Genomic DNA, 23,288 nt, shown 5'->3' with positions numbered 1-23,288 from the left:
GTTGTTTTTGATACGGAAACCGTTTACAGAAAACAATTGTTTTGGATATAAAATCATTTTAGTTTAATATTCTATTTATTTAAAATACATAGAAAGGAGTATTCGATGTCCGATGAAAAAAATTTCCCTAATCAATCCTTATGGTATCCACCTGGAGGAATCCTCATTTGGATGATTGTATTTGTCGAAGTTCTGACTTTCTGTTTGGGAATCGGTTCCCTTTTGTATGATAAATCCAAGGATCCAACTGGATTTTTGATGATGCAATCGAAACTAACAAAAACTTTTGCTTTTTGGAATACGATCTTTCTACTCAGCAGTGGATTTTGTATTGCCCTTGCTGTGTTTTATAAAACCAAACAGAAATTAAACTATTTTACAATTCTTCTATCTGCTTCTATTGTATTTGGATTTGCTTTTCTTTTTCTTAAATTTTATGAGTTTCGAGAGAAATGGAACTTAGGTTTCGATTTGGATGGCAATATTTTTTTTAGTTATTATTGGTTACTCACAGGATTTCATTACTTACATGTAGTTGTAGGAGTGCTCATTCTTTTTATCATATATAGGAGTCGTAAAACAATATCATTCGAAAACTTAGAGGCTGGAGCCGTATTTTGGCATATGTGCGATTTAATCTGGCTTCTTTTATATCCCGCGCTGTATTTGATTCAATAGGAGGCAAAATGAAAAGCATCGTAACCACTTATATCATTTTATTATTCATCGTATATTATTCCTTTTTTGGAATGGGAACCTCACTTCCCGGAAATTGGAATTTGATCCTAATGAGTGCGGCTAAATTTCTATTCATTTGTTTTGTATTTATGAATCTGAAAGAGGCTCATCTATTTTGGAAAGTCACCTTTCCAATACTCATTGGAATCTATTCTTTTAGTATCTGGATTCTAACTTAAAAATGATCCCAAATGGGAAAGGAGTGTGGTTTTTGCGGGATATTGCCTGGTCGGTTTAAAATGACTACATCCATTCCCGCCGAACTTGCTGCCTCAGCCTCCTCTACGATATCAGTAAAAAAACGAATTTGATTGGGAGAAGATTTTAATTCTTTGATAATGTTCTCATAACTTTGTTTTTCTCTTTTTCCACCAACGGCTGTATCATAATAAGAAACAAAATAATTTCTCAAATCACCTAACTCTGAATACTGGTAAATCAAAATTTGGGCTTCAACAGAACCAGAAGAATACACATGATTCTGAATCCCATCTTCCTGTGCTTTTTTTAAAAACTCAGGAACGTCTGGATAGACAGTGCTCTTGATTTCACCCGATTCATAACCTTGTTTCCAGATTTTTCCTTGGACTTCTTTTAAAGGGCCAAATTTACGATCCTTCTCAATTAAGTATTCAAAATAAGACGGAACAATCTCTGGAGAAAAAGGCAAAAGTTCTGATTTTAGGTTGGATTCAGTTTTAGAAAAACGAGATACAAACTTTTCTTCTCTTAAAACGATATCCTTTTCAAATTCCAATCGAATTTCTTCCCATTTAACTTCCGTAAACTGATAGTTTTTTAGGAAAGTAACAATATGTTTTTTCGCATAGGGAAAAAGGATTTGATGGACAAAGGCGATCGGTGCCGTTGTCCCTTCGATATCGAGTAAGTTATGTTTGATCATATTACTGTAGTAATTTTATCCTTCAGTTAACAAACGATTTCGCATTGTTTCTTCATCTTTTTCGTAGTTAAAAAGAATGAGAAACCAAGCCAATGCACAAGGGATCCAAAACAAAATCGATAAGGATAGTGCCAAAGCGCGATCGGTTGTTAAACCTAAAATTACAGCAGACATTGCAGGCCCAAGACCTTTTCCCAAATTGTCTGTCAGGTTATAAAGAGAAAAGATAGCGCTTCTTGATTTTGGAGAGTTCACATTGATAAGCACCGCACCTACATTCGGCCCCGTGATGGAGATAAGTATACCAGTGATTACGTTTAGCCCAATAAATAATGCCATATTTCCAACAATGTTAAATGCATATAACAAATATACTGCTGGGAAAATTCCAAATATAATGGAGAAGATGCAGAGTAAAGGTTGGTATTGTTTTTTTATATTATAAAGTAACTGGCCAAGAACTCCCCCAAAAAATGATCCAATAAAAATACCTATGGCAGCAAAGGTGATCATACCAGCAGCTACTTCTTTTGAAAACAGATAAGTGTTTTCGTAATAATCTGCTAAAAAAACAAAAAACACACCCCACGGGATACAACCAGGAATGCCTTGTAAAAACACACCTATGTTGGTTTTATTTTCAAAAAGTATTTTAAAGTCTTTGAATGTAATTTTGTGGGAAAGAGTGTTTGCCGCGTCAACTTCTTCGGAACCACCACGTTTTGGTTCTTCACAAAACACTAAATAAATGAGAGCAAAAAGAAAAGAAGGTGCTGACATATAAATGAAGGAAGCCCTCCAGCCATCAATGGGATCAGCTCCACCTAAAATTCCTCCTAATAGTTGACCAACACCCACACCAAGGCCAATCATTAGTGAAACATAACCAGTGGCAATAGCTCTTGAATGACTTGAAAAATAATCACCAATCAAACTATAAATCAAAGGAAAAATTCCCCCCAATCCAAATCCACAAAGTGTACGCAAAATCAAAAACTCATTATAGGAAGTAGCGAAACCAGATAAAAAACACGGAATTTCACCAAGCAAAACAGCAGCTATTAACAAACGTTTACGTGAAAATGCTTGAGAAAGATAGCCCATCGATAATGAAACTAAAGCACCTAAAATAAAAAATAACGTAGGGACTTCTGCACCAAATTTCCAATCTATCTCTGCCTGATTTGTAATACCAAGAGAAGCGGCAATATTTTTCATATTCGGTGCAATTAAGTTTTGATCACCAAACAAAAAGAATGTGAGGGCAAGAATTACCCAAAACGCTAAAATTCCTCTAGATCCATGGTCTGCGAGTTCGCCAAGACCAATGAATCTCAAATAGGATGTATCTCGTTTTGTTTGTTTTTGGTTCATGGATTGTTTTTCCTTTCTATTTGTTTTCGATAGACAAAAATAAATGAGAGCGTAAATAAAAATCCAAGAAACCCTACTACAGCAAAAAGAGATAAATCCCAACTGGTAAGAATGGATCCATTCCAAATTTCTGGATTTGTATTGTTAGAGATGGTTGGGAGTGGTTTTCCACCAGAAAAAGTAAATTCAACAGGAGTTCCAAAGTCCAATGAACTTAGAACATAAGCACTAAGACCAGGAGGCACATCTTTATCCAGTTTGGTGACAGGGGTCCCTTCACCCGTTTTAATTTCCATATCTTGTGGTTTAACAAAAATTGGAAATTTTCCATTTTCAGACTCAATTAACATTCGTTCGGTGAATTTATCAAACTGATTCGGAATGAAATAGGAAATTTGCATTTCAGAAACACCAGGGAGAATGGCACGATCCAATAACCTTCCTCCGTTTTTTCCTTCAGGAATTCCAAGAGGGATTGCCATCTTACTTCCTGGTTGTTGGATTTGGGCCAAAATTTCTGTGGCTTCTGCTGCTACAGAATATTCTAAAGGTGATAATTTAGAATCAAATGATTTTGGAGGTTTGCTTGAGTTATCAATCAAAAACAATTTGAAAACACGAAGTCCCTTTTTCTCTCGCATAACCTGCATTAAACTTTTTATGGCCACTTGTTTGCGATCGGCACCAGTATCATACACGGTAACGTCCTGGGGAGATGTACGAAACTTTGATGTTGGCGGAATCATTTTATTATAATTCACACCTTGGTATTGGATTTGTAAGAGGATGGGTGCTCCTTCTGGCAATTCCGTTTCCGGAAAACGAAATTTTCCAGATTGTGGACCAATGTCTGCCAAAGGAACCATTGCTCCTTGTAAAGCCAACATACGAATGGAATCTGCCTTACCCAATCCACCAGTTGTGCCATTTTGAATGGTTCCATAAATGGAAAGTTTTTCCGCATAACTGCTGCTTGAGAGAAAAATGAGAATCAATATTGAAAATAGATGGCTTCGAAACATTCTGATACTTTTTCTCGTTCTTTCGATTCCAATCCAAGTGAAAAAACGAAAGTTTTTAAAAATTTAGAGGCGACAATAGAGGGTACTGGACATAATGTTTTAGATAGGAAAGGAAAGCCCGGCTACATGAAGCAACTGAGCGAAATCGTTCACAATTCCTCAAAAGATGAGAGGGATATACTACTGGAATACCAAAATATCGATGTTTCTAAGCTAGAAACTCTGAATGTTTTGGGAATTCCCATCGACAATGTCACTACAGACGAAGCCATAGCCAAACTCTTTCGCGTGCTCGAGAAAAAAGAAGGCATGCACCATGTTTTATTTTTAGATCCCATCAAACTCATGAGGATGCGTCCCAAAAAATCACTCCACCGCATTGCAGAAAAAGCAGGAACTATTTTGGTGGAAGGTGCAGGGATTGGTTGGATGACTTCTGGAAGACTCAAAGAACGAGTCACTCCTATTGCTGTCATGATGGACCTCATTCGTTTGGCAGAACTCAAAGAATTCACAGCATTCATCTTTGGTGCCAAAGATGAAATTGTGGAACGTATTTATTTCAACCTCACAAGACATTTTCCCAAAGTTAGAATTGTAGGAAGGCACGCAGGCCATCTCGATAGACAACGCGAAATGCGAGTCAAAGAAGCCATTCGTAAAACTGGGCCGGATATCATTTTCCTTGCAATGGACTTTCCAAACCAAGAAATTTGGATCGAAAACAATACAGGATATTTTGGTAAAGCGGTTGTGATTGGTGTAGGTGGCGCCTTAGATATGTTATCTGGTGCTGACAAAAAAGCACCGGAGTGGTTTAAGGAAAGAGGACTCATCTGGCTTTGGAGGATCATCGCAAGACCTTACCGAATCCAAAGGATGTGGGAAACTTTCTACTTCTTTTTACTCGGGATCCGCGAACGATTTCGCAAACATTAATTCAAAATACAAATCAAGAACAAACCAATCTCGGAGGATAGAATGCATCTATCCTCCATTCACCAACTTCTCCCTAATTTCGTAGAATCTATTTTTTAATCTGACCCAATCGATCAAGAGTTGGAGCCAACCAATCTTCGAGAAGTGGTTCTCTATCTAGTTTTGCACGAGCAAACACCAAATCTTTGTTAGAGTTTGCAATTTCGCTCACAGAACCAATTTTTCTTGCCGTTTCCATTGCTTTCCAATAGTATTTGAGGGCATTGATGGTATCTTGTTTTTTCTCATACACTGCTCCAATGTTATTATAAAGAGCAGTGAGGGTTTCATAAACTTCCCTATGGTCAGAGTTTTCTGTATCGACTCGACCCAAACTTTGTTCTTTGAGTTCAAAATCATCTTTTAACTTCAGATAGTTACCAAGAGCTGCATTGTATTGTCTTGTATAATAGAACGCATTTCCTTTTCCAAAAAGTAAGGTAGCATTATTGTAAATATCTTCTTCAGGAAGTTCTGCCCAAAAATCTAAACTTTGCGCAAAGTCACCATGGTTGTAATCAATCCAACCTAGGTAATAATAACATTCTCTGACAATTTTTGGATCTTTCGAGATATCGCGATCGAGGGCCGCAAGAAAAGATTCACGAGCCATAAACAGTCCATTCCGTCTTTCTTTTTCTTCATAAGAAAGAGTTCCAATACTACGTTCTGGATAGATTTTTTTACCAGGGAATTCTCGTATATTGTCTGTTATGTTAATTCCAGCAGCTTCTAAAAATTGAATTTTACCTAAGTTAAACGAAATCCTACCAGGGCTTCCTTCGAGTAAGGTTTCATCCTCATCTCTTTCTCCGAGGCGGTCACGATAGTTTTGGTAACGATCATCGGCTTCTCGCAGTAACTTCACTGCTTCATCATAATTTTCCGTTTGAATATAATACTCAGCCATTAGCAAAACTGCTAAGTAATGACGGATATCATAAGTGGATGCCAACTCCAATTGTTTGAGGGCGCGTGCCGCTTCCTCTTTTTTGAAATAGAATCTTGCTCTTTGGTAATATCCTTCCGCAAATTTGGAACCACCCTCTTTTCCATAAGCAATGTTTAGGAGGTATTCCACATTATCATCAATTTCCATCCCAGTGACTTGGTCTTCTGGGTTGATATTGTATTTGATTCTGACTTCTTCGGAATCCAAATCAATATAGAAGGATGCCAGTTTTGCTAATACAAATAGAGATAATTCATCTTCTATATTAAGAGCATTACGAACCTGTCTGTGGTGGTTGAGGACATACTGTGGATTTTTATCTCGTTTCCACATCTCAATATAGGTTGATAGAATTCCGCCATGCCCAATGGCATTTTTAGGATACTTTTCAATGATATCGTTATAGTATTTAACAGCTGTTCCAAACTCTTGTTTGTTATAAAAAATCTTAGCAATCCCTGCAATGGCATCAACATTATCGGGATCACCCCCATCAGTAAACACTCGTTTGAAGTATTCAATGGCGAGATGGTCATTTTTATATTTTTTACGATTACTACCAGGTGGAACTTCGATAAAATCCTTTCTATGGAAAGAGTGAAAGGTTCCGAGTGCAATGTAAGTATCAATATCGTGGACATTGTATTTGAGGCGAGAGGCAATATAAGCGCCCGCTTTTAAAACCTTTCTTGGAACTTTATCTTGTGAAGTTAAGTAAAAAGCAAGTTCCGGTAATGGCCTTCTTCCAGCTGTTTCCACGCCGGCATCATTCCATTCCGTTTTTTTCGCAAAACTAATATTTGGTACTTCTTTTCTGTTTTCCCAAGCACGTTTATGTTCCTTATCTTCTAGTTCATAACCGAAATCAGGTTCCACTTTCCCAAAACATTTTTCAAAAGCTCTTTCATACTGACCTGCTTTGGTATAAGCAATACAGTATTTATTCAAAAACTCTAAGTTATGTGGGAAAATTTCTTCCCCTTTGATAAAATAATTCTCTGCATCAGCCAGAAGTTTTTTCTTTTCTAATGCATCCGTTTCGTAACTGAACTCTTCAATTTTTTCAAGTCCCAGTGCGTATTGCGCTTTGGCACGATATGGAACAATTACATATTTCCAAAGAGTGACAATTCCAAATACAAGGAATACTGCGGCAGCAGAAGACAAAATGGTTCTACGAACTAACTCTCGTTTGCGGGCAGCACCTTCTTTGGTATATGCATCCCGACTTGCAATGATAGGAACACCATCAGCGGCAAACTTTCCAGTTGAGTCACTGAGTTCGACTCGTTCTCCCAGAAGACCACTTAAATAATTGGCAATGTCTTCTGGTTTTTGTTGGGCCTTAATGAGTTCAATGATTTCTTTTTGATTGCGAACCGGAATCCTTTGGTTCACAATCGTATCAATGATGGTTCGCCTTAGTTTTGGCGGATAACGGAGTAATTCTGCTTGGATGACTGCTAATTCTTCATCCGTTAGGTTGGCCTCAAGTGACTCTTCTGGTTCTTCTTCCTTACCAAGAGACATGAGATCTTCCTCAAATCCCCCTGGTCCATCAGAGCCAAAGTCATCCATCGTAGAGACAGGCATATCATCAATCGATGGAGCTAAATCATCAAAAGAAGGTGCACCTAAGTCATCATCCAGACTTGGAGGTTCCATTCCCACACCCAAGTCACCGAATGGATCATCAAATCCACCACCCATGTCAGCAGGTTCGTTGTCACGAGAAGGAGTGGACGGACTGTCCATATTTCCAAATGGATCATCACCAAAATTTTCAGTAGCGGCAGGAGTGGAGCCCATATCCGCAAAAGGATCGTCGCCAAAAGTATCACCACCAGAACTTGGAGATGACATATCACCAAACGGATCATCGGCGGAACCTGTATCGGGAGAAGGAGAATCATCCCCACCTAAATTTGCAAAAGGATCATCACCGAAACTTTCTGTGGCTGTGGGAGTGGAACCCATATCGGCAAAGGGATCGTCACCGGAAGCAGGACTCTCTGCTCCACCGCCAAAATCAAAATCATCAGCGGAAGAAGTAGATTCTTCTGATCCAGTATCAAAGCCAGCGAACAGATCTTCGTCGGTTGTAGGAGGAGTGTCATCCCCACCTAAATTGGCAAAAGGATCATCACCAATAACAGGAGCTGGTTTGTCTTCTAAGGGAGCTTCATCGATCGCATCTAAATTTCCAAATGGATCATCACCAAAACTTTCGGTAGCGGCAGGAGTAGAACCCATATCCGCGAAGGGATCCCCTTCTTCTGCAGCACCAGCATCGGATGCAAATGGATCGGCATCGTCTGTAGCCGTAGGTGCATCAAAGTCAAAATCATCGGTGGCCGCTGGTGTCGGAGTGGGTTTAGGGCCGTCCTCACCAAGTAATTCATCTAAATCAATTCCGTCGTCTTCTTCGGCTTCTCGGTTAGGGAGTTTGGGGGGACCAAAATCGTCGTCCTCATCTAGACCGGTAAAAGGATCTCCGCCTTCAGAATCGCCTGCCCCTTCATTATCAAAATCATCAAAAGCAGAACCTGAATCTTCTTCTGTATCGGTTTCTGGTTCTTGGGGCGCGATGGGATTTGTATATCCCAGTTTCTCACGTAAAACCTTCGCCATCGGATTTAAGTCTTCCGATGAGAGCGGATTTTTATTGAGAGCCGAAAACATCGTCTCGATTTGTGTGATTTCTTCCGGACTCAATTTGTCTATCGGCTCAGCCATTTAAGGGTCTATTCCTAATGAATTATCGGCCCGTTCTTAAAATGACAGAATATTTTTTTTATTATGTCAGATGGTTCGCTCGTAAAAAAACCTTTCACTCTCTTTTTTCATTTCTGCCGAAAATTATCTAGAAGGACCCTGCACGACCAACGACTATGATGAAATTCAAATCCATCCGAATCGCCCTATTTTTACTCTTTTTCACAGGAATCGGAATCTTTGCCGACGACGGGATGGATTGGATTGGAAGTTTTTCCTCAAAAGAACTGGAGATGTCCGATGAAACAGAAAACCAGGATACAGTTTATTACCTCTGGCAATTGGAAAGTCTCAAAAAAAATATCGCTCCACGTTACATTCGTTATCTAGATGTGGAGTCTTATGTTTCTTCTGGCAAACTCATCCACAGAGGGATTCTGTTTACTTATAATGGACTCCGAGAGGAAGCCGTAGAAATCTGTGGAAGTTTTAACAATTGGGAATGTTCTGATATGAAACGGAACCAATACGGAATTTATTACACGGTAATCGAACCTACTCAAATCACGGATACTTATGAAGAAGATCCTGTTTACGAATACAAATTCCGAGTGAATGGACTTCTCACTTATGACCCAGAAAACTTTGATAAGTTGGAAGATGGATCTGGATCTTACTATTCTCGTTTTATTTTAGATAACAAAGATACGGATCGCCAAACAAAAACCATGGTTCTGGAAGATTCGGCAAATGAAGAACGGGACTTACGAACAGTTAAATTTCAAATTTACCTTCCAAATGCAGAAGTGGTTCGAGTGGTGGGAAGTTTTAACGATTGGAACCCAGAACATGACTTCTTAAAAAAAGACAGAAAGGGAGTGTTCACTCTCGAAAAGAAATTATTACCTGGTGAATATCATTACCAGTTCATAGTCGATGGAGAATATATGTTGGATACTTACAATCCAACTACCAATATCAAAGTAGATACCAATGAATCAGTCTCTTCCTTACTCGTTCCAGAAAGGAACTATGCATTAGAACGTAAGATGTAATCGCTGACGTTCGCGATTGCATTTCTTCGAAGATTGTATTTAAAATAAAAAAGTAATTAGTTTACTGCTCTAGAGTGGCAGTCATGGAACCTTTCGAAGAACCCATTCTAGGATCTGGACCATAGTTTAAGATCCGTTCGTGGACAAACTCTGCATGTTCCAATTCTCCAGAAAAGACGATGGTTTTTTTTCTGGTATCTACTTCCACAGCATGTTGGAAGGCTTTTTCCCAAGGCATTTGGCATACGTCCATTAACATCTCAATGACGTATTCGTAAGTATGAAAGTCATCATCCCAAAGGACAACCTTCCAAGGCCCGTCACTAAGACGTGGCCTTACTTCTGTTTCTTCTAAGATGGATGGTTGAGAAGCTCCGGCACCGGTCATAACCGAAACCAAAACCCTATTTTTTCTTTTTGGAAATTGCGATTTCTACGTGGGATACTACGTCTTTTGCGCGGAGACCGAAGTAATCGAGTAGACCACTCCAAGTTCCTGATTTTCCGAATGTATCTTTCATTCCCACTTTAATGACAGGAACTGGATACTCTTCCGAAAGAAGTTCTGAAACTGCAGAACCAAGACCACCAATCACATTGTGTTCTTCACAAGTCACAACAGCACCACATTCTTTTGCTTTGGCGATGATGGCATCTTTGTCCAAAGGTTTGATAGTTGCCATATTGAGAAGGCTTGCATTGATTCCTTTTTCTTTGAGTAGGCCCACAGCAATCATGGCTTCGTTTACCATTACACCATTGGCAATGATACAAACGTCTTTTCCATCAGAGATGACTTCTGCTTTTCCAATTTGGAATTTGTAGTTTTCTCTTTCAATGACAGGAATTGCCGGACGACCAACCCTTACGTACACTGGGCCTTGGTAATCAGCGATAGCATGGATGACTTGTTTGGTTTCGTTAAAATCAGAAGGACAAATCACAGTCATTTCTGGAATGACTCGCATGATCGCGAAGTCTTCGATACATTGGTGAGATGCACCGTCTTCACCCACAGTGATTCCACCATGAGAGGCAACTAGTTTTACGTTTACCTTTGGGTAAACGACACTGTTACGAACTACTTCCCAAGCTCTGCCGGATAAAAACATAGCAAAACTAGAAGCAAAAGGCACAAACCCAGAAAGAGCAAGGCCTGCCGCGTGACCAACTAAGTTTTGTTCAGCGACACCAACGTTAAAAAATCGTTCAGGATATTTTTTCTTAAAATCCGCAGTTTTAGTGGAACCAGAAAGATCCGCATCTAAAACCACGACATCTTGTCTAGATGCACCTAACTCAACTAAGGCTTCGCCGTAGGCATCTCTCGTTGCTTTTTTGTCTGCGGTGGATTGGCTAGGTGCTCCCATTATTTATCCTTTTTTTAAAGCTTCCGCTTTATCAGTTTTTTCCCAAGTAAATGTGCTACCTGTTCTACCAAAGTGGCCATAAGCCGCTGTTTCTTGGTATTTTCTTCCCTTTCCAAGAAGATCAAGACCATCTACGATTCCTTTTGGAGTGAGTTTGAAATTTGCCAAAACTCGTTTTGCAATTTCTTCATCAGAAATGGTTCCTGTTCCGAAAGTATCAACAAGAACAGATACTGGTTCCGCAACACCAATTGCGTATGCAAGTTGTACTTCGCATTTATGAGCAAGACCAGCAGCCACTACGTTTTTCGCAATATAACGGCCGATATATGCTGCTGAACGGTCCACTTTAGATGGATCTTTTCCAGAGAACGCTCCACCACCGTGACGACCCATTCCACCGTAAGTATCTACGATGATTTTACGTCCTGTAAGACCTGTATCACCGTGTGGCCCACCAATTTCAAATTTACCAGTAGGGTTAATAAAATAACGAGTGTTTGTAAGAAGTTCTTTAGGAATGATTTTTTTGATACATTCTTCGATGACTGCTTCTTCGATTTGTTTGTGAGTCACACCTGGTTTGTGTTGCGTAGAGATTACAACAGTATCGACTCTTTTTGGTTTTCCATCTTCGTATTGGATGGTAACTTGCGATTTTGCATCAGGACGTAACCAATCGATTTTACCTGTATGACGAAGGTCAGATAGGTTTTCCAAAAGTTTGTGTGAGTAGTAAAGAGGAGCAGGCATTAGTTCTGGAGTTTCCGCGATTGCAAAACCAAACATAAGACCTTGGTCACCAGCACCTTGTTCAGTATGAAGACCTTCTCCTTCGTTTACCCCTTGGGCAATGTCTGGAGACTGAGCGTGAACGTGGGAAGAAACCACAGCAAAGTCTGCATCGAAATACATATTGATATCGTTATAACCAATTTTTCGAATCACATCGCGGGCCACTTCTTGTGTGTCCACTTTTCCTTTACTGGTGATCTCACCGGCAATCACAACAAGGTTTGTTGTTACAAGAGTTTCACAAGCAACACGGGATTTCGGATCTTGGGCTAAATATGCATCGAGAATGGCATCGGAAATTTGGTCACAGACTTTGTCTGGGTGTCCTTCAGATACGGACTCGGAAGTGAAGATATAGTTTTTGAGAGATGACATTTTTTTACCTTACTTGGTTAAAATTTAGAGTTTAGGCGGTACGTCAATAGAATTGTCAGGGAAACGTTCCCGCACATAGGATTCCAGGTTTTCTGCATTTTTCCCCATGGCAATTTCCAATTTTTTGGCATATTCATCCATTTGGCTCTCCGAAAGACCTTTCGGAACAAAAAACGGTTCCCCGTATTGGATGAAAAGACGCGCCCCAAATTTAGGGAAAAAATGCCTGTCCCAACTTTTGAAAGTATAAGCCCTGTCATAACAAGAATGCAAATATAGGATGGGAAAACCTGTAAGAGAAGCGGTCACAATGACACCTGGTTTTACTTCTCGCCTAGGCCCTTTTGGACCATCTACGGTAAAGATAGGAACCGCACCTTGTTTCATTTCTTTGAGGATATTGCGAAAGGCACCCGTTCCCCCTCTTGTGGAAGAACCTCGCACTGAACGTAAGTTAGAGCGAGCAAAGGTTTGGTGGATGATTTCACCATCTTTGGATTGAGAAACAAGAGCGACCATATCCGCTTTTTTCTTTCGTTTCAAATACTCTGTGGCGTGTCGGTAAAGAGAAAGAGTTGTTTCATGAAAAACAGCAATGATATATCCAGAACCAGTTTCAATGACTTTGGCACTTTCTTCGGGAATCATAAACTTTTGGTTTCGAATGAATAAATACCAAACTCTTACGATGAAGTGAACCACCCAACTCAGGATGATGTATTTGGTTTTGGAATAGGGTTTTTGTTTGTTATCTGGAATCAAAAAGAATGGTCCTTACCGATCTCCCAAAGGACATCGTTTTCATAAACTTTCACTTGCGGGGCTGTTCCTGCTTCTGGTTTGTCGTGTAATAAAGAATAGATCATGGATTTGGCAACATATTCACCAGGGATTGGTTTGAATTTTTTGAGTCCTAGAAGTCCAAAAGGAATTAGATTTCCAAGAAACTCCCCTACTTTTTCACCCATTCGCACTTCTTCCCTTTCACCAATCAGAAGGGAAGGTCTAAAAATTCCTAAAAACGGGAATTGTAAATTACGAAGTTCCGTTTCAATTTCCCCTTTCACTCGATTATAAAATATAGAAGAGTTGGAATCAGATCCCATAGCAGTGATGATATAGAAACCTGGAACCTTTTTTGTTTTGGCTTGTTTTGCCGCAAGCAAAGGATATTCGTAATCTATTTCTTTAAATTTCTCTTGGCTTCCTGCTTTGTTAATGGTGGTACCAAGACAACAAAACACAGCATCCAAACCATCGGGGATAGAAACCTTTCCAGATTGAAAGTCCTCCCACTTTACTTGTATGACTTCAATGGGTACGTTGGGATTGGAAGCAGATTGTGAGTTTCTGGCCCAAACAATCACCTTTTTGATTTGGGGATAAAAAACAAGAGATAGTAACACTTGTTTACCGATAAGACCGGTGCCACCCAGAAGTAGTATTTTCATTTGATCTCCAAACTACGTGCGAGCATTGAATCAGTTAGATTGAGTCTTTCTTGAAATTGGATTCCAGCAATATAATAAATTACATTTTTGATTTTGGAAGTTTGGGTCCACATCACTGTTCCTTCAAAGAACATCCGTTTGGTGCCTTTTGCCCAAACAATACTGCCCAAAACCTGGGATTCGATTTCGTCACCAAGTAAATCGTCCTCACCCAAAAAACAAAGGCCCTCTTCGGAAATATTCCCTAACTTTCCAAAAAGTGTGATCCCTTCCAAATCCAATTGGACTTCAAATCCAGAAAAGTCACCGGGGGATATTCGTGGAAGCCTTCGCTCACTTTCCATAGCAACAAGCTACAAGGATTCACATTATTGGAAACGAAAAAAGCAAATTAGAACTGAAAGTAAATGAACGGAACAGAATTTTCCGGTGTAGCTAAATTTAAGACAAGAAAGAGAATGGGGTATAGGGCAAATTCCAAACTGGCAGGGATTTGTTTGCCTTTTCCCTTCTCAAAGATAAAATACCCAATGATATGGCCTAAATAGAGGAAAAATAGAATCCAAAGGAAGTCTTTCCACATATAGGGACGAATTTGTCCGGCTTGGAATGTAAATATTCCCCGAATGTGAATCCAAGCATTTTCCCAATTGAGGGAACGAAAAAAAACCGCTCCCAAAAAGAAAATAGAGCTATTGAGAATATTCTGAAAGAGCCAAAGAGGAGCCGCCGCATACCAATGTTTGGTTTCTGTCTGGTTCTTTTTGTCCGGAAACCATTCTTTCCAAATCTCTTCCAAAACGTAAAAAAATCCGTTTAAGGATCCCCAAAACACAAAAGTCCACTGTGCGCCGTGCCAAACCCCGCTCACAAACATTGTGAACCAAAGATTAAACTTTCGTCTTACTGAAGTTACCCGACTACCACCCATAGGAATATAAATATAATCACGTAACCAAGAATTGAGTGTCATATGCCAACGACGCCAAAATCCAGAAACAGACGTGGCGAGGAATGGTAAGTTGAAGTTTGTGGGAAGTTTATAACCGAGCAACATGGCACTTCCAATGGCCATATCGGAATACCCACTAAAATCTAAATACACTTGGATTCCACCTAGGGCAGCACCAATTAACAAAGCATAGGCGTGAAAACCAGATGGATCAGCGTAAATCGTGTCGATGGTGGGAGCTACCATATCAGACAAAACTGCCTTTTTAAAATAGCCCAACATAAAAAATCGAATCGCCACACGAAATTCAATATCTTCGAGTTTTTTCGGAGTGTACAATTGTGGCATAAAGGTTCGGGCTGTTACGATAGGCCCTGCTACCAATTGTGGGAAAAAACTTACAAATAAGGCAAAACGAACAAAATCTTTTTCAGCCGGGATTTCTTTGCGATACACATCGATTGTATAAGACAAAGATTGGAAGGTAAAAAAAGAAATTCCTGCTGGTAAAATAATTTTAAGAACAGGCAAAGTATCGGCACCAAACAAGGGGTTGGTGACAGCATTCACCGATGTAACAAGAAAGTTATAGTATTTAAAGAATCCTAAAATAAAAACTAAGTTTGTAATCAAACTAAAAAGTAAAAGATAATACCTAACCTTTTCCCTAGTTTCTGAGCTTAGTTTGATACCTACAAAATAATCAATGGCAGTGGAAAGTAGAATGAGAGCACCGAAACGATAATCCCAAGACATGTAAAAGAAATAACTACTAATGAGTAGAAATATATGTAAGATTCGTGTTTCTCGAGATTGGTTGGAAAAAATAGTCGGGAATACGTACCAAACCGTAAAAAAAACAAAGAGAAAGAAGACAAAATATTCAAAATCGGAAAAGATCAATGGAGTTGCCTTCTATTCAGACCAGATTCTTCGAAAAAATGACCATGTCAATCATTTCGGCTTGCAGATGATTCCTGAATCACCTAGGATTGGTCTTTAGTTTTTTTAGTTCAAGAACTACGAGGTAAAAATGAAAAAAATATTCAAATCGGCACTCATTGGAATTCTTTCCATTGGTTTATTCGCAAACTGTTTCGGAAAATTTGGCCTTACGAAAGCAATTTATTCTTTCAACGGAAACATTCAAATCGGAACAGGAAAGGTTGCAGGTTTCTTTCGTTCCCTTTTAATGCTCTTTCCAATTTCTATCGCTTATTACGTTGGCGGAATTTTGGATGTTCTCATTTTCAACTTAATTGAATTCTGGACCGACAGAAATCCAATCGCAATGGCAGAGTATGACTTTGATGGTAAACTTGTAAAAGAATACACACAAGATGGTCAAACCATTACTCTTACTTATTCTGAGTGGGGAAAGGTTTTGAAAATGGAAGCTCCTACACAAAAAGGAATGGAAGCAGTATATTTCTTAAAAGACAAACCGGAAAAAGCATTCCGTTTGGTGAATGGAAAATATGTAGAAATCCTTCAAGTGAGCGGACCTATCCTTCCTCCAGCCGGCGTAAAACACATCTAACTTGCCCATTGCCCCTAATTTTAGGGGCAATCTCTGGCCGATACTCACTATATGAAGCGCTTGTATTCTCTTTCCTTCCTGTTAGTTCTTTCATTCGGATGCCAAACTCCGCAACAGGTTTTCATTCCGTCATTCCCGACTCATACAGAACAAATCAATCTCAACCGCATTCGGATGATTACAAAATCGGAAGCAGTCCACTCCGAATCCAAAGAAGGAAAAAAACCTTTAACACAAGAACCTGGGGTGAGTATAGAGTATTCGGAAAACAAAATTCCATTCATCCAACTAGATTTATTTTTTGAGGATGCGGGGATAAGCATAATAGAAGAAATTATTTCCGGTACTATTTTAGAACATCATATCATCGTGATCAACCAAAAGGGTGAGATCATCGCCAAACAACCGGTTAATTTCCAAGCCTATGAAATTTTAGAGACCAAAACAGAAGTGATGCGAAACAAAGTGATTGTTGGGGAATCAAAAAAACCTGTGAAGGTGAATAGCACTACCCCTGAAACTAAAATCTCACGTGAAGCGATTGAAAGACAATACACAGATAGAGACAGTGTTCCTCAAGTTTTAGAAATCCAAGATGGAAAAGTTCCAAACCCAGGAGAATACATTAGTATCTATCTGGAACTCAAATATGTAAACCCGCATCTAGTGCCCAATTGTGAATCCTATGCGGGAAATTGTAATGCCCCCAATCAATATTTTTTTGAAGACGTCTCCGGGCGTAACCGAAGGGAATTGGATATTTTACGAAATCGTTATGTGGATGGGGAAGTGGCACAGTTCCCGAACCTAACAAAAGAAGAACAAGCCGATTTCAAAACCAATATCAAAAACAAAATCGATTCTACAAATGGAGTGTATGGACCTAAACATGCATTTACAAAGTATTATTTTAGAGAGTGGAACTTAGTTTCTTCACCTAGATACTTTAGAATTTTGTCCGTGATCAAAAACGGAAAACAAACAATCCAAGAAGATCGTAGTGATGATAAAAAACTAACCGAGGAATCTGGGGAAAATTCCAAAACTGACCAAAACGATAACCATTCGATTTTTGATTCTCCTACTCATTCAAAACATAAAAAAAGAACGATACCTACCCCCTAACAATATTTAACGGGTGAAGGAAATCTCCAACACCCGTATCTACATTTTACGCAGCCTTCGAATCTTGTTTACGCATACTATCAAACCTGACGGTGGAAGCAGTTACTTTGAACTTAGACCTGTTTTCACCTTCCGGACTTTTCCATCGGTTTTGTTTTAGATTTCCCATGATCGTCACCTTACTTCCCTTTTTTAGGTATTCGACACAGTTCTCACCCAATTTTTCCCAAGCTTCAACTTCAAAGAAAGACACATCCTCTTTGTCCTTACTTTCTTGGTTGCCCGCAGTATGATTGACTGCAACGGTAAAAATGGCAAGGGACTTTCCCCCTCCGACATTTCTTTCTTCTGGGTCTGCGGTTAAATTTCCGTCTAGAATGATATACGATAGATTTTTCATTTGAGTATCCTTAATTCAATTTTCTTGGCCATACAAAGACCGGTTCGTTTTTCTATGGGTTGGTTTCAAAAAAAGAAATTTCCCTCTAATTTTATGAAAGCTCTGCCCCAAAAGGACAATTCCGATAGACAACCAATTGGAAAAAATAAGGATCTTGTTTGTGGGACTCCCCGATTCAGAAATACTTCATCTTTTAACGGCAATTAGCCGTGAGTTGGTATGTCTACATGAACCAGACGGAACGTATATTTACGTTAGCCCCAATTCAGAAAAAATCATTGGTTACAAATCAGAAGAACTCATTGGCAAAAATCCTTATGATTATTTTCATCCCGACGAAAGAAGGTTAATCCAAGAAAGATCACACCAACCGCTCCTCCGTGGAGAAGAAAACATCCATTCCACTTTTCGTTTTTTACACAAAAACGGAAGTTATATCTGGTTGCAGTCTGACAACCGTTTGACCATTCACCCGACATCGGGAGCAAAATACCTTCATACTTCTTCTAGGGACATTTCTGAAAAAATAGATACCGAAGCAAACTTAGCCATTGCAGAACGTAAATTCAAAACCATGTTTCATGACTCACCTATTGGGCTTGTATTAACTGGAAAAAATGGTTATATAGATGAAACCAATGATTCTTTTGCAAATTTTTTAGGTTACAAAATCTTTGAAGTCATTGGTAAACATTTTTCTGATATCAGTTCTATGGACGAACTCGAAGAAAATTTAAAACTTCGAGATGAAGTACAAAAAGGAATTACAGACAACTATTCGCTCGAAAAACAATACATTCACAAATCAGGAAACAACGTTTGGGCATTCACTACTGTGACTGTACTAAGAGATGATACCGGCCACCCCATTCACTATTTGGCTCAAATTATTGATATTGATGAAAAGAAAAAAAATGAAAATTTACTTCGTAAAAGTAACGAAGTATTAAAAGACAAAACCGAATCCCTTTTCCTTCAAAACAAAAATCTACAATCGTCCGAACAATCCACCTCTCTTGTAGTACAAGAATCTCTGCACGGGCTCCAAACTCTTTTGGATTTGATGAAAACATCCAAAAATCCAAAAGACACCAAAGGATGGGAAAACCAATTATTGGATGTCATCCAAAACCTAAACTCAGTTTCGCAAAATAACAACTCTGGATTCAAAATCGAAAATCCTGATTCCTAAAAATAAAAGATCCTAAAATTCCAACCATTTCCTTTTCGGATCATAGGATCGATTTAAACCCAAATGATGACCAAATTTTTCATTTAAAACAGACTTTTGATCGTCAGATAGTGGGTAAGGGTTCGGGGTTATTTTTGATTCAGGTAAAAGTCGAATTGGCGGGAGGACAAATAGAGGTAAGTTCCAAACTTGGGAATGGGACTGATTTGCCTATGTACTTTCCCAATGGGAGAGGCAAATGACTCCCAAAATTTGTGTGATCGACGATGACCAAATCTACCAATTCACTACCAAAAAAATCATATCCAATGCGGGAATCAAAGGGGAAGTCCTAATTTTCTCCGATGCGGAAAACGCTTTGGCTTTTTTGCAAACAGAAGTTCAAAACAAAGACCAACTCCCTGATATTATTTTTTTAGATATCAATATGCCTCTTATGGACGGTTGGCAATTTTTAGATGCGTTTGAAAAAATGTTACCTCAGTTTCCCAAATCCATTGAGATTTTTCTGGTCAGTTCTTCCGTAGACCTCGCCGACACAGACCGTGCAGCCAAAATTCCCATCATCTCCGGATACATCTTCAAACCCTTCACAAAAGAAAAACTTTTGGAATCAATTTCACACGTTCAATCTTAGCTTGTCATCATTTTGCTTCGTATATAGAAATGGACGCACCCCTTATGGATCAGATACTCAATTGGATTGAAACCTATCCCGTAGTTTCCACATTCGTTGGATTGTTGCTGTTTCTTGTGTTTGTTTTTATCCGAGATATTTCTCAAAAAACGCACACGATTCAGAGAAACTTTCCAATCGTGGGACGTCTCCGTTATTTCCTAGAAATGATCGGGCCCGAACTCAGACAGTATTGGGTGGCCCACGACAAAGAAGAACGTCCCTTCGATCGAACCGAAAGAAGTTGGATTTATGCCACAGCCAAAGGACAAAACAATAACTTTGGATTTGGAACTACAGAAATCCAATACGAACCGGGATATCCTATCATCAAACACAAAGCCTTCCCTTATCCAGAATCCAAGGCCTATGTCCACAACCAAGATCCAAGTTGTATCCCTTGTTTAAAAATCATTGGGCCCAAACGTAAATTTCCTTACAGACCTTATTCCATTGTTAATATTTCTGCAATGTCCTTTGGTTCCCTTGGAAAAAATGCAGTGATGGCTCTCAATAGAGGAGCTAGAGATTCCGGCGCCTATCAGAATACAGGCGAAGGGGGCCTCAGCCAGTATCATATGGAAGGGGCTGATATGGTTTGGCAAATTGGAACTGGGTACTTTGGTGCCAGAGACAAATCGGGAAAATTTAGTTTGGAAGTTTTGAAAGAAAAAGTAGCGAAGAACCCTTGTATCAAAATGATCGAAATCAAACTTTCACAAGGCGCAAAACCAGGCAAAGGTGGAATCCTTCCTGCAAAAAAAGTAAACGCCGAGATTGCAGCCATCCGTCATGTAGAAGAAGGAAAAGATTGTATCTCTCCCAATTCTCATAGTGAATTTACAAGCGTTAAAGAACTCATTCAATTCATTGAAAGAATTGCATCAGGAACAGGCCTTCCTGTCGGAATCAAAAGTGCCGTTGGGGAAATTGAGTTTTGGGAAGAACTCGCACGTGAAATCAAACAAACTTCTCTTGGGCCCGACTTTATCACAATCGATGGTGGAGAAGGGGGAACAGGTGCCGCTCCTCTCACCTATGCCGATCACGTATCTTTACCTTTTAAAATAGGATTCCAAAGAGTTTATACTCTGTTTCAAAAAGAAGGATTATCCGAACAAATTGTTTGGATTGGTTCTGGGAAACTTGGATTTCCCGACCGAGCCGTTGTTGCGATCGCTATGGGTTGTGACTTAATCAATATAGCTAGAGAAGCCATGTTATCCATTGGTTGCATCCAAGCACAAAAATGTCATACCGACCACTGTCCCGCTGGAGTTGCCACTCAGAACTGGTGGTTACAACGCGGAGTGGATCCAGAAATCAAAGGAAAACGTGCTGCCAAATACATCCAAGGATTTCGCAAAGAACTTCTTAGTTTAGCGCATTCCTGCGGCTATGAACACCCAGGCCAATTTACAGGCCAGGATGTTGAAATCAGCATGGGTATGAATCGTTACCAAACATTGGAAGGTCTACTTGGTTACAAACGAGACGAAGTGCATTTTACCAAACTTCAAGATTATACTGTATTTCCAAAACGACAAACCTAAATGAAAAAACTCTTTCTCATTCTTATGTTATTCCAACTCAGTTGTCTTTCTGAGGAGAGGAATGTAAAAGCAGAAATAAAGAAAGGGTATTTGGATCTAAGTAATCATTCGTTTACCGAACAAACTTATGTTTCCTTAAACGGGGAATGGAAATTTTTTTGGAACACTCCTCCTTCCAAAATCCAAGAAACAAATTCGGATTTGTTCTTAAATCTTCCGAATCATTGGAACGGATTCCAAATGCCATACGGAACTTTAGGTGGTTTTGGTCATGCTAGTTTTAGGATCAAACTCAAACTAAATGAAAAACTTACGGAAACCATGGCCCTCACTGTCCAAGAACAGGACACTTCGTACGCCATTTATGTAAACGGAAAGTATTTAGGTGGGTCAGGAACTCCCGGATCCAATCAAAACGAATACACGCCGCAAGTTAAATCAACAATTGTCGTTTTGCCTCAAACCTCAGACCTAACCATTGATCTTTACGTTGCCAACTATGTACATAGGAAAGGTGGAATTTGGACCGATGTCGCTTTATCAACCTATACGAAGGCAGAAAGTAGGCTCACCAAACGAAAAATAAACGAAACCATGTTATCTTCCGTTTTAGCATTTGTTGGTTTATTTTTTCTAGTGATGTATTTTTACAATCGAGATGGGAAACATACGATTGGGATTTTTCTGTTTTCTTTGGCAGTATTTTTTAGAACCATTTCTACGGGAGAACGAATCATATCAGAATTTTATGATTTCCCATATTGGTTTTTGTTACGACTAGAATACATTTCTTGGTTCTGGTCGGCTCCCCTACTCTATCATTATTTTTATACAATCTTTCCAGAAGATTTCTCTAAAAAAGTGGGAACCTTCTTTTACACACTTTCCATTCTATTAAGTTTGGGATTGTTACTTCCTCCAGTTTATTTTACGGAAACTGCATCCATTTATCCTATAGCTTTTGTTGGGAATGGTGTTTTTATCTTTATATATCTGTATAAAGCCTACAAAAAAAACAGAATGGAATCAAAACTTCTGTTAGCTGGTATGTTATTAGTTTTGGTTGCTGCCACAAATGATGTTCTACATGCAGAATCCTACATCCACACTATGTACATAGCACCTGCTAGTGTTGTGATCTTTGTTTTTTTACAAGTTATTACTTTTGGACGGATTGTCCGCCAAAACATAAACAAATCTCTCGAATTTGCCCATGAACAAAAACAACTCAGCGTTTCCTTTAGTCGTTTTGTTCCGACCGAGTTTCTATTCCATTTGGGCAAAACCGATATCCGCCACGTAGATTTAGGAGACCAAGTCCAAAAAAGAATGACCATCCTCTTTGCGGATATTAGGTCCTTTACCGAATTTTCGGAAACACTAACTCCTAAAGAAAATTTTGATTTTTTAAATAGTTACCTCCAACGAGTGGGGCCAATCATTCGACACAACAATGGTTTTATCGATAAATTCATCGGTGATGCCGTGATGGCATTATTTCCTTATGATGTCAACGATGCGGTCAAAGCAGCCGTAGAAATGCAAGAAGCAATTCGCATTTATAACGGGCATAGGTCTAACTGTGGTTATATTCCGATTGAAGTAGGGATTGGAATCCATACAGGAAATCTCACCTTAGGAATCTTAGGTGAGCACAAGCGAATGGAAGGAACCGTTATCTCAGACGCAGTCAACCTTGCCTCTCGAATTGAAGGAATCACCAAACTCTTTTCTTCTCGGATTGTGATTAGTGCAGACACTTTTATCGAAGCATCTGACGGATTAGGATACCATTACCGACTCCTGGACCGAGTGGCGATCAAAGGAAAAACAGAATCGGTTTTTGTTGTAGAAGTTTTGGATGGATACGAACCAGAAAAAGCAGCAAGGCTTGTTTCCACCAAAGATGATTATACACTCGCACTGGATGCCTTCCGCAGAGAAGATTTTGAAGAGGCAATCGATAGTTTTGCCAAACTACTTGATACAAACCCAGATGATTCTGTTTCACGATTGTTTTTGGATCGTTGTTACGAAGCACAAGCCAAACCAAAAATGGAACAGGGAAGTTAATTCAATATTTAACTTTGCTATTTATTGAACTGAACTGAATTTTGATTC

At 39.2% G+C, this 23,288-nt stretch carries 22 protein-coding genes; 10 read left to right on the top strand and 12 right to left on the bottom strand.

From position 1 onward, the window contains the following. Window positions 1–105 precede the first annotated feature (105 nt). On the top strand, window positions 106–678 hold the full coding sequence (locus EHQ70_RS00545) for a cytochrome c oxidase subunit 3 (RefSeq protein WP_135583029.1): 573 nt from the start codon (window positions 106–108) through the stop codon (window positions 676–678). An 8-nt stretch (window positions 679–686) separates the two neighbouring features. Then, window positions 687–917 (top strand): prokaryotic cytochrome C oxidase subunit IV, encoded by a 231-nt coding sequence (locus EHQ70_RS00540; RefSeq protein WP_135583028.1) that lies wholly within the window; start codon window positions 687–689, stop codon window positions 915–917. Here the strand turns inward: EHQ70_RS00540 and mtnC are convergent. Genes mtnC through EHQ70_RS00525 form a run of 3 tightly spaced genes read right to left on the bottom strand, consistent with a single transcriptional unit; the run spans window position 914 to window position 4,038 of the window. Continuing rightward, window positions 914–1,642, bottom strand: coding sequence for an acireductone synthase (gene mtnC / locus EHQ70_RS00535; protein WP_135583027.1), 729 nt, complete (start codon window positions 1,640–1,642; stop codon window positions 914–916). The two genes, EHQ70_RS00540 and mtnC, sit on opposite strands and share 4 nt — an antisense overlap. A gap of 15 nt (window positions 1,643–1,657) precedes the next feature. Continuing rightward, the gene (locus EHQ70_RS00530; protein ID WP_135583026.1) at window positions 1,658–3,016 is read right to left on the bottom strand and encodes an MFS transporter; all 1,359 of its coding nucleotides are present in this window, start codon (window positions 3,014–3,016) and stop codon (window positions 1,658–1,660) included. After that, window positions 3,013–4,038 carry a hypothetical protein gene (locus EHQ70_RS00525; RefSeq protein WP_135583025.1) on the bottom strand — a complete coding sequence of 342 codons (1,026 nt, stop codon included), beginning with the start codon at window positions 4,036–4,038 and terminating at the stop codon, window positions 3,013–3,015. The genes EHQ70_RS00530 and EHQ70_RS00525 overlap by 4 nt, the downstream gene beginning before the upstream one ends. Before the next feature lie 126 nt (window positions 4,039–4,164). Between EHQ70_RS00525 and EHQ70_RS00520 the strand changes: the two genes are divergently transcribed. Continuing rightward, the gene (locus EHQ70_RS00520; RefSeq protein ID WP_135573612.1) at window positions 4,165–4,977 is read left to right on the top strand and encodes a WecB/TagA/CpsF family glycosyltransferase; all 813 of its coding nucleotides are present in this window, start codon (window positions 4,165–4,167) and stop codon (window positions 4,975–4,977) included. Window positions 4,978–5,065: 88 nt separating this feature from the next. Here EHQ70_RS00520 and EHQ70_RS00515 read toward each other — a convergent pair whose 3' ends face one another. Beyond that, window positions 5,066–8,704: a tetratricopeptide repeat protein gene (locus EHQ70_RS00515; protein WP_135583024.1), complete on the bottom strand. Its 3,639-nt coding sequence runs from the start codon at window positions 8,702–8,704 to the stop codon at window positions 5,066–5,068. 155 nt (window positions 8,705–8,859) lie between these two features. Here EHQ70_RS00515 and EHQ70_RS00510 point away from each other — a divergent pair, with 155 nt between their 5' ends. Continuing rightward, complete coding sequence (locus EHQ70_RS00510) at window positions 8,860–9,738, top strand: glycogen-binding domain-containing protein (protein ID WP_244288177.1); 879 nt, start codon at window positions 8,860–8,862, stop codon at window positions 9,736–9,738. A gap of 61 nt (window positions 9,739–9,799) precedes the next feature. Here the strand turns inward: EHQ70_RS00510 and EHQ70_RS00505 are convergent, their stop codons facing one another. Genes EHQ70_RS00505 through EHQ70_RS00475 form a run of 7 tightly spaced genes read right to left on the bottom strand, consistent with a single transcriptional unit; the run spans window position 9,800 to window position 15,584 of the window. Beyond that, a complete protein-coding gene (locus EHQ70_RS00505; protein WP_135583023.1) occupies window positions 9,800–10,126 on the bottom strand; it encodes an ATP-dependent Clp protease adaptor ClpS in 327 nt (108 codons plus the stop codon). Between the two features lie 16 nt (window positions 10,127–10,142). Further along, window positions 10,143–11,108 (bottom strand): transketolase family protein, encoded by a 966-nt coding sequence (locus tag EHQ70_RS00500; RefSeq protein WP_135583022.1) that lies wholly within the window; start codon window positions 11,106–11,108, stop codon window positions 10,143–10,145. Window positions 11,109–11,111: 3 nt separating this feature from the next. Continuing rightward, complete coding sequence (gene metK, locus EHQ70_RS00495; RefSeq protein ID WP_135583021.1) at window positions 11,112–12,278, bottom strand: methionine adenosyltransferase; 1,167 nt, start codon at window positions 12,276–12,278, stop codon at window positions 11,112–11,114. Between the two features lie 24 nt (window positions 12,279–12,302). Continuing rightward, window positions 12,303–13,040, bottom strand: a complete 738-nt coding sequence (locus EHQ70_RS00490; RefSeq protein WP_135583020.1) for a lysophospholipid acyltransferase family protein — start codon at window positions 13,038–13,040, stop codon at window positions 12,303–12,305. Beyond that, window positions 13,037–13,729, bottom strand: coding sequence for an NAD-dependent epimerase/dehydratase family protein (locus tag EHQ70_RS00485; protein WP_135583019.1), 693 nt, complete (start codon window positions 13,727–13,729; stop codon window positions 13,037–13,039). The genes EHQ70_RS00490 and EHQ70_RS00485 overlap by 4 nt, the downstream gene beginning before the upstream one ends. Then, window positions 13,726–14,073: a PilZ domain-containing protein gene (locus EHQ70_RS00480; RefSeq protein WP_135583018.1), complete on the bottom strand. Its 348-nt coding sequence runs from the start codon at window positions 14,071–14,073 to the stop codon at window positions 13,726–13,728. The genes EHQ70_RS00485 and EHQ70_RS00480 overlap by 4 nt, the downstream gene beginning before the upstream one ends. Window positions 14,074–14,120: 47 nt before the next feature. Next, window positions 14,121–15,584 carry an MBOAT family O-acyltransferase gene (locus tag EHQ70_RS00475; protein ID WP_135583017.1) on the bottom strand — a complete coding sequence of 488 codons (1,464 nt, stop codon included), beginning with the start codon at window positions 15,582–15,584 and terminating at the stop codon, window positions 14,121–14,123. Window positions 15,585–15,714: 130 nt separating this feature from the next. Here EHQ70_RS00475 and EHQ70_RS00470 point away from each other — a divergent pair, with 130 nt between their 5' ends. Both EHQ70_RS00470 and EHQ70_RS00465 read left to right on the top strand, forming a co-directional pair. Next, window positions 15,715–16,221 carry a DUF3332 family protein gene (locus EHQ70_RS00470; RefSeq protein WP_135583016.1) on the top strand — a complete coding sequence of 169 codons (507 nt, stop codon included), beginning with the start codon at window positions 15,715–15,717 and terminating at the stop codon, window positions 16,219–16,221. Window positions 16,222–16,272: 51 nt separating this feature from the next. Continuing rightward, entirely contained in the window at window positions 16,273–17,346 is a 1,074-nt protein-coding gene (locus EHQ70_RS00465) for a hypothetical protein (RefSeq protein WP_135583015.1), read from the top strand. A gap of 46 nt (window positions 17,347–17,392) precedes the next feature. Here the strand turns inward: EHQ70_RS00465 and EHQ70_RS00460 are convergent, their stop codons facing one another. After that, entirely contained in the window at window positions 17,393–17,746 is a 354-nt protein-coding gene (locus tag EHQ70_RS00460; RefSeq protein ID WP_135583014.1) for a single-stranded DNA-binding protein, read from the bottom strand. Between the two features lie 160 nt (window positions 17,747–17,906). On the opposite strand from EHQ70_RS00460, the gene EHQ70_RS00455 reads away from it, so the two are divergent. The 4 genes from EHQ70_RS00455 to EHQ70_RS00440 all read left to right on the top strand — a co-directional run bounded on the left by EHQ70_RS00455 (window position 17,907) and on the right by EHQ70_RS00440 (window position 23,240). Beyond that, complete coding sequence (locus EHQ70_RS00455) at window positions 17,907–18,938, top strand: PAS domain-containing protein (protein WP_244288176.1); 1,032 nt, start codon at window positions 17,907–17,909, stop codon at window positions 18,936–18,938. A 238-nt stretch (window positions 18,939–19,176) separates the two neighbouring features. After that, complete coding sequence (locus EHQ70_RS00450; protein ID WP_135583013.1) at window positions 19,177–19,575, top strand: response regulator; 399 nt, start codon at window positions 19,177–19,179, stop codon at window positions 19,573–19,575. A 29-nt stretch (window positions 19,576–19,604) separates the two neighbouring features. Next, complete coding sequence (locus EHQ70_RS00445) at window positions 19,605–21,167, top strand: FMN-binding glutamate synthase family protein (protein WP_135583012.1); 1,563 nt, start codon at window positions 19,605–19,607, stop codon at window positions 21,165–21,167. After that, complete coding sequence (locus EHQ70_RS00440) at window positions 21,168–23,240, top strand: adenylate/guanylate cyclase domain-containing protein (RefSeq protein ID WP_135583011.1); 2,073 nt, start codon at window positions 21,168–21,170, stop codon at window positions 23,238–23,240. It begins immediately after the preceding gene. Window positions 23,241–23,288 lie beyond the last annotated feature (48 nt).

The organism is Leptospira congkakensis, from assembly GCF_004770265.1.
GTDB classification, from domain to species: domain Bacteria; phylum Spirochaetota; class Leptospiria; order Leptospirales; family Leptospiraceae; genus Leptospira_A; species Leptospira_A congkakensis.
This window is presented reverse-complemented; position numbering and strand designations above follow the sequence as displayed.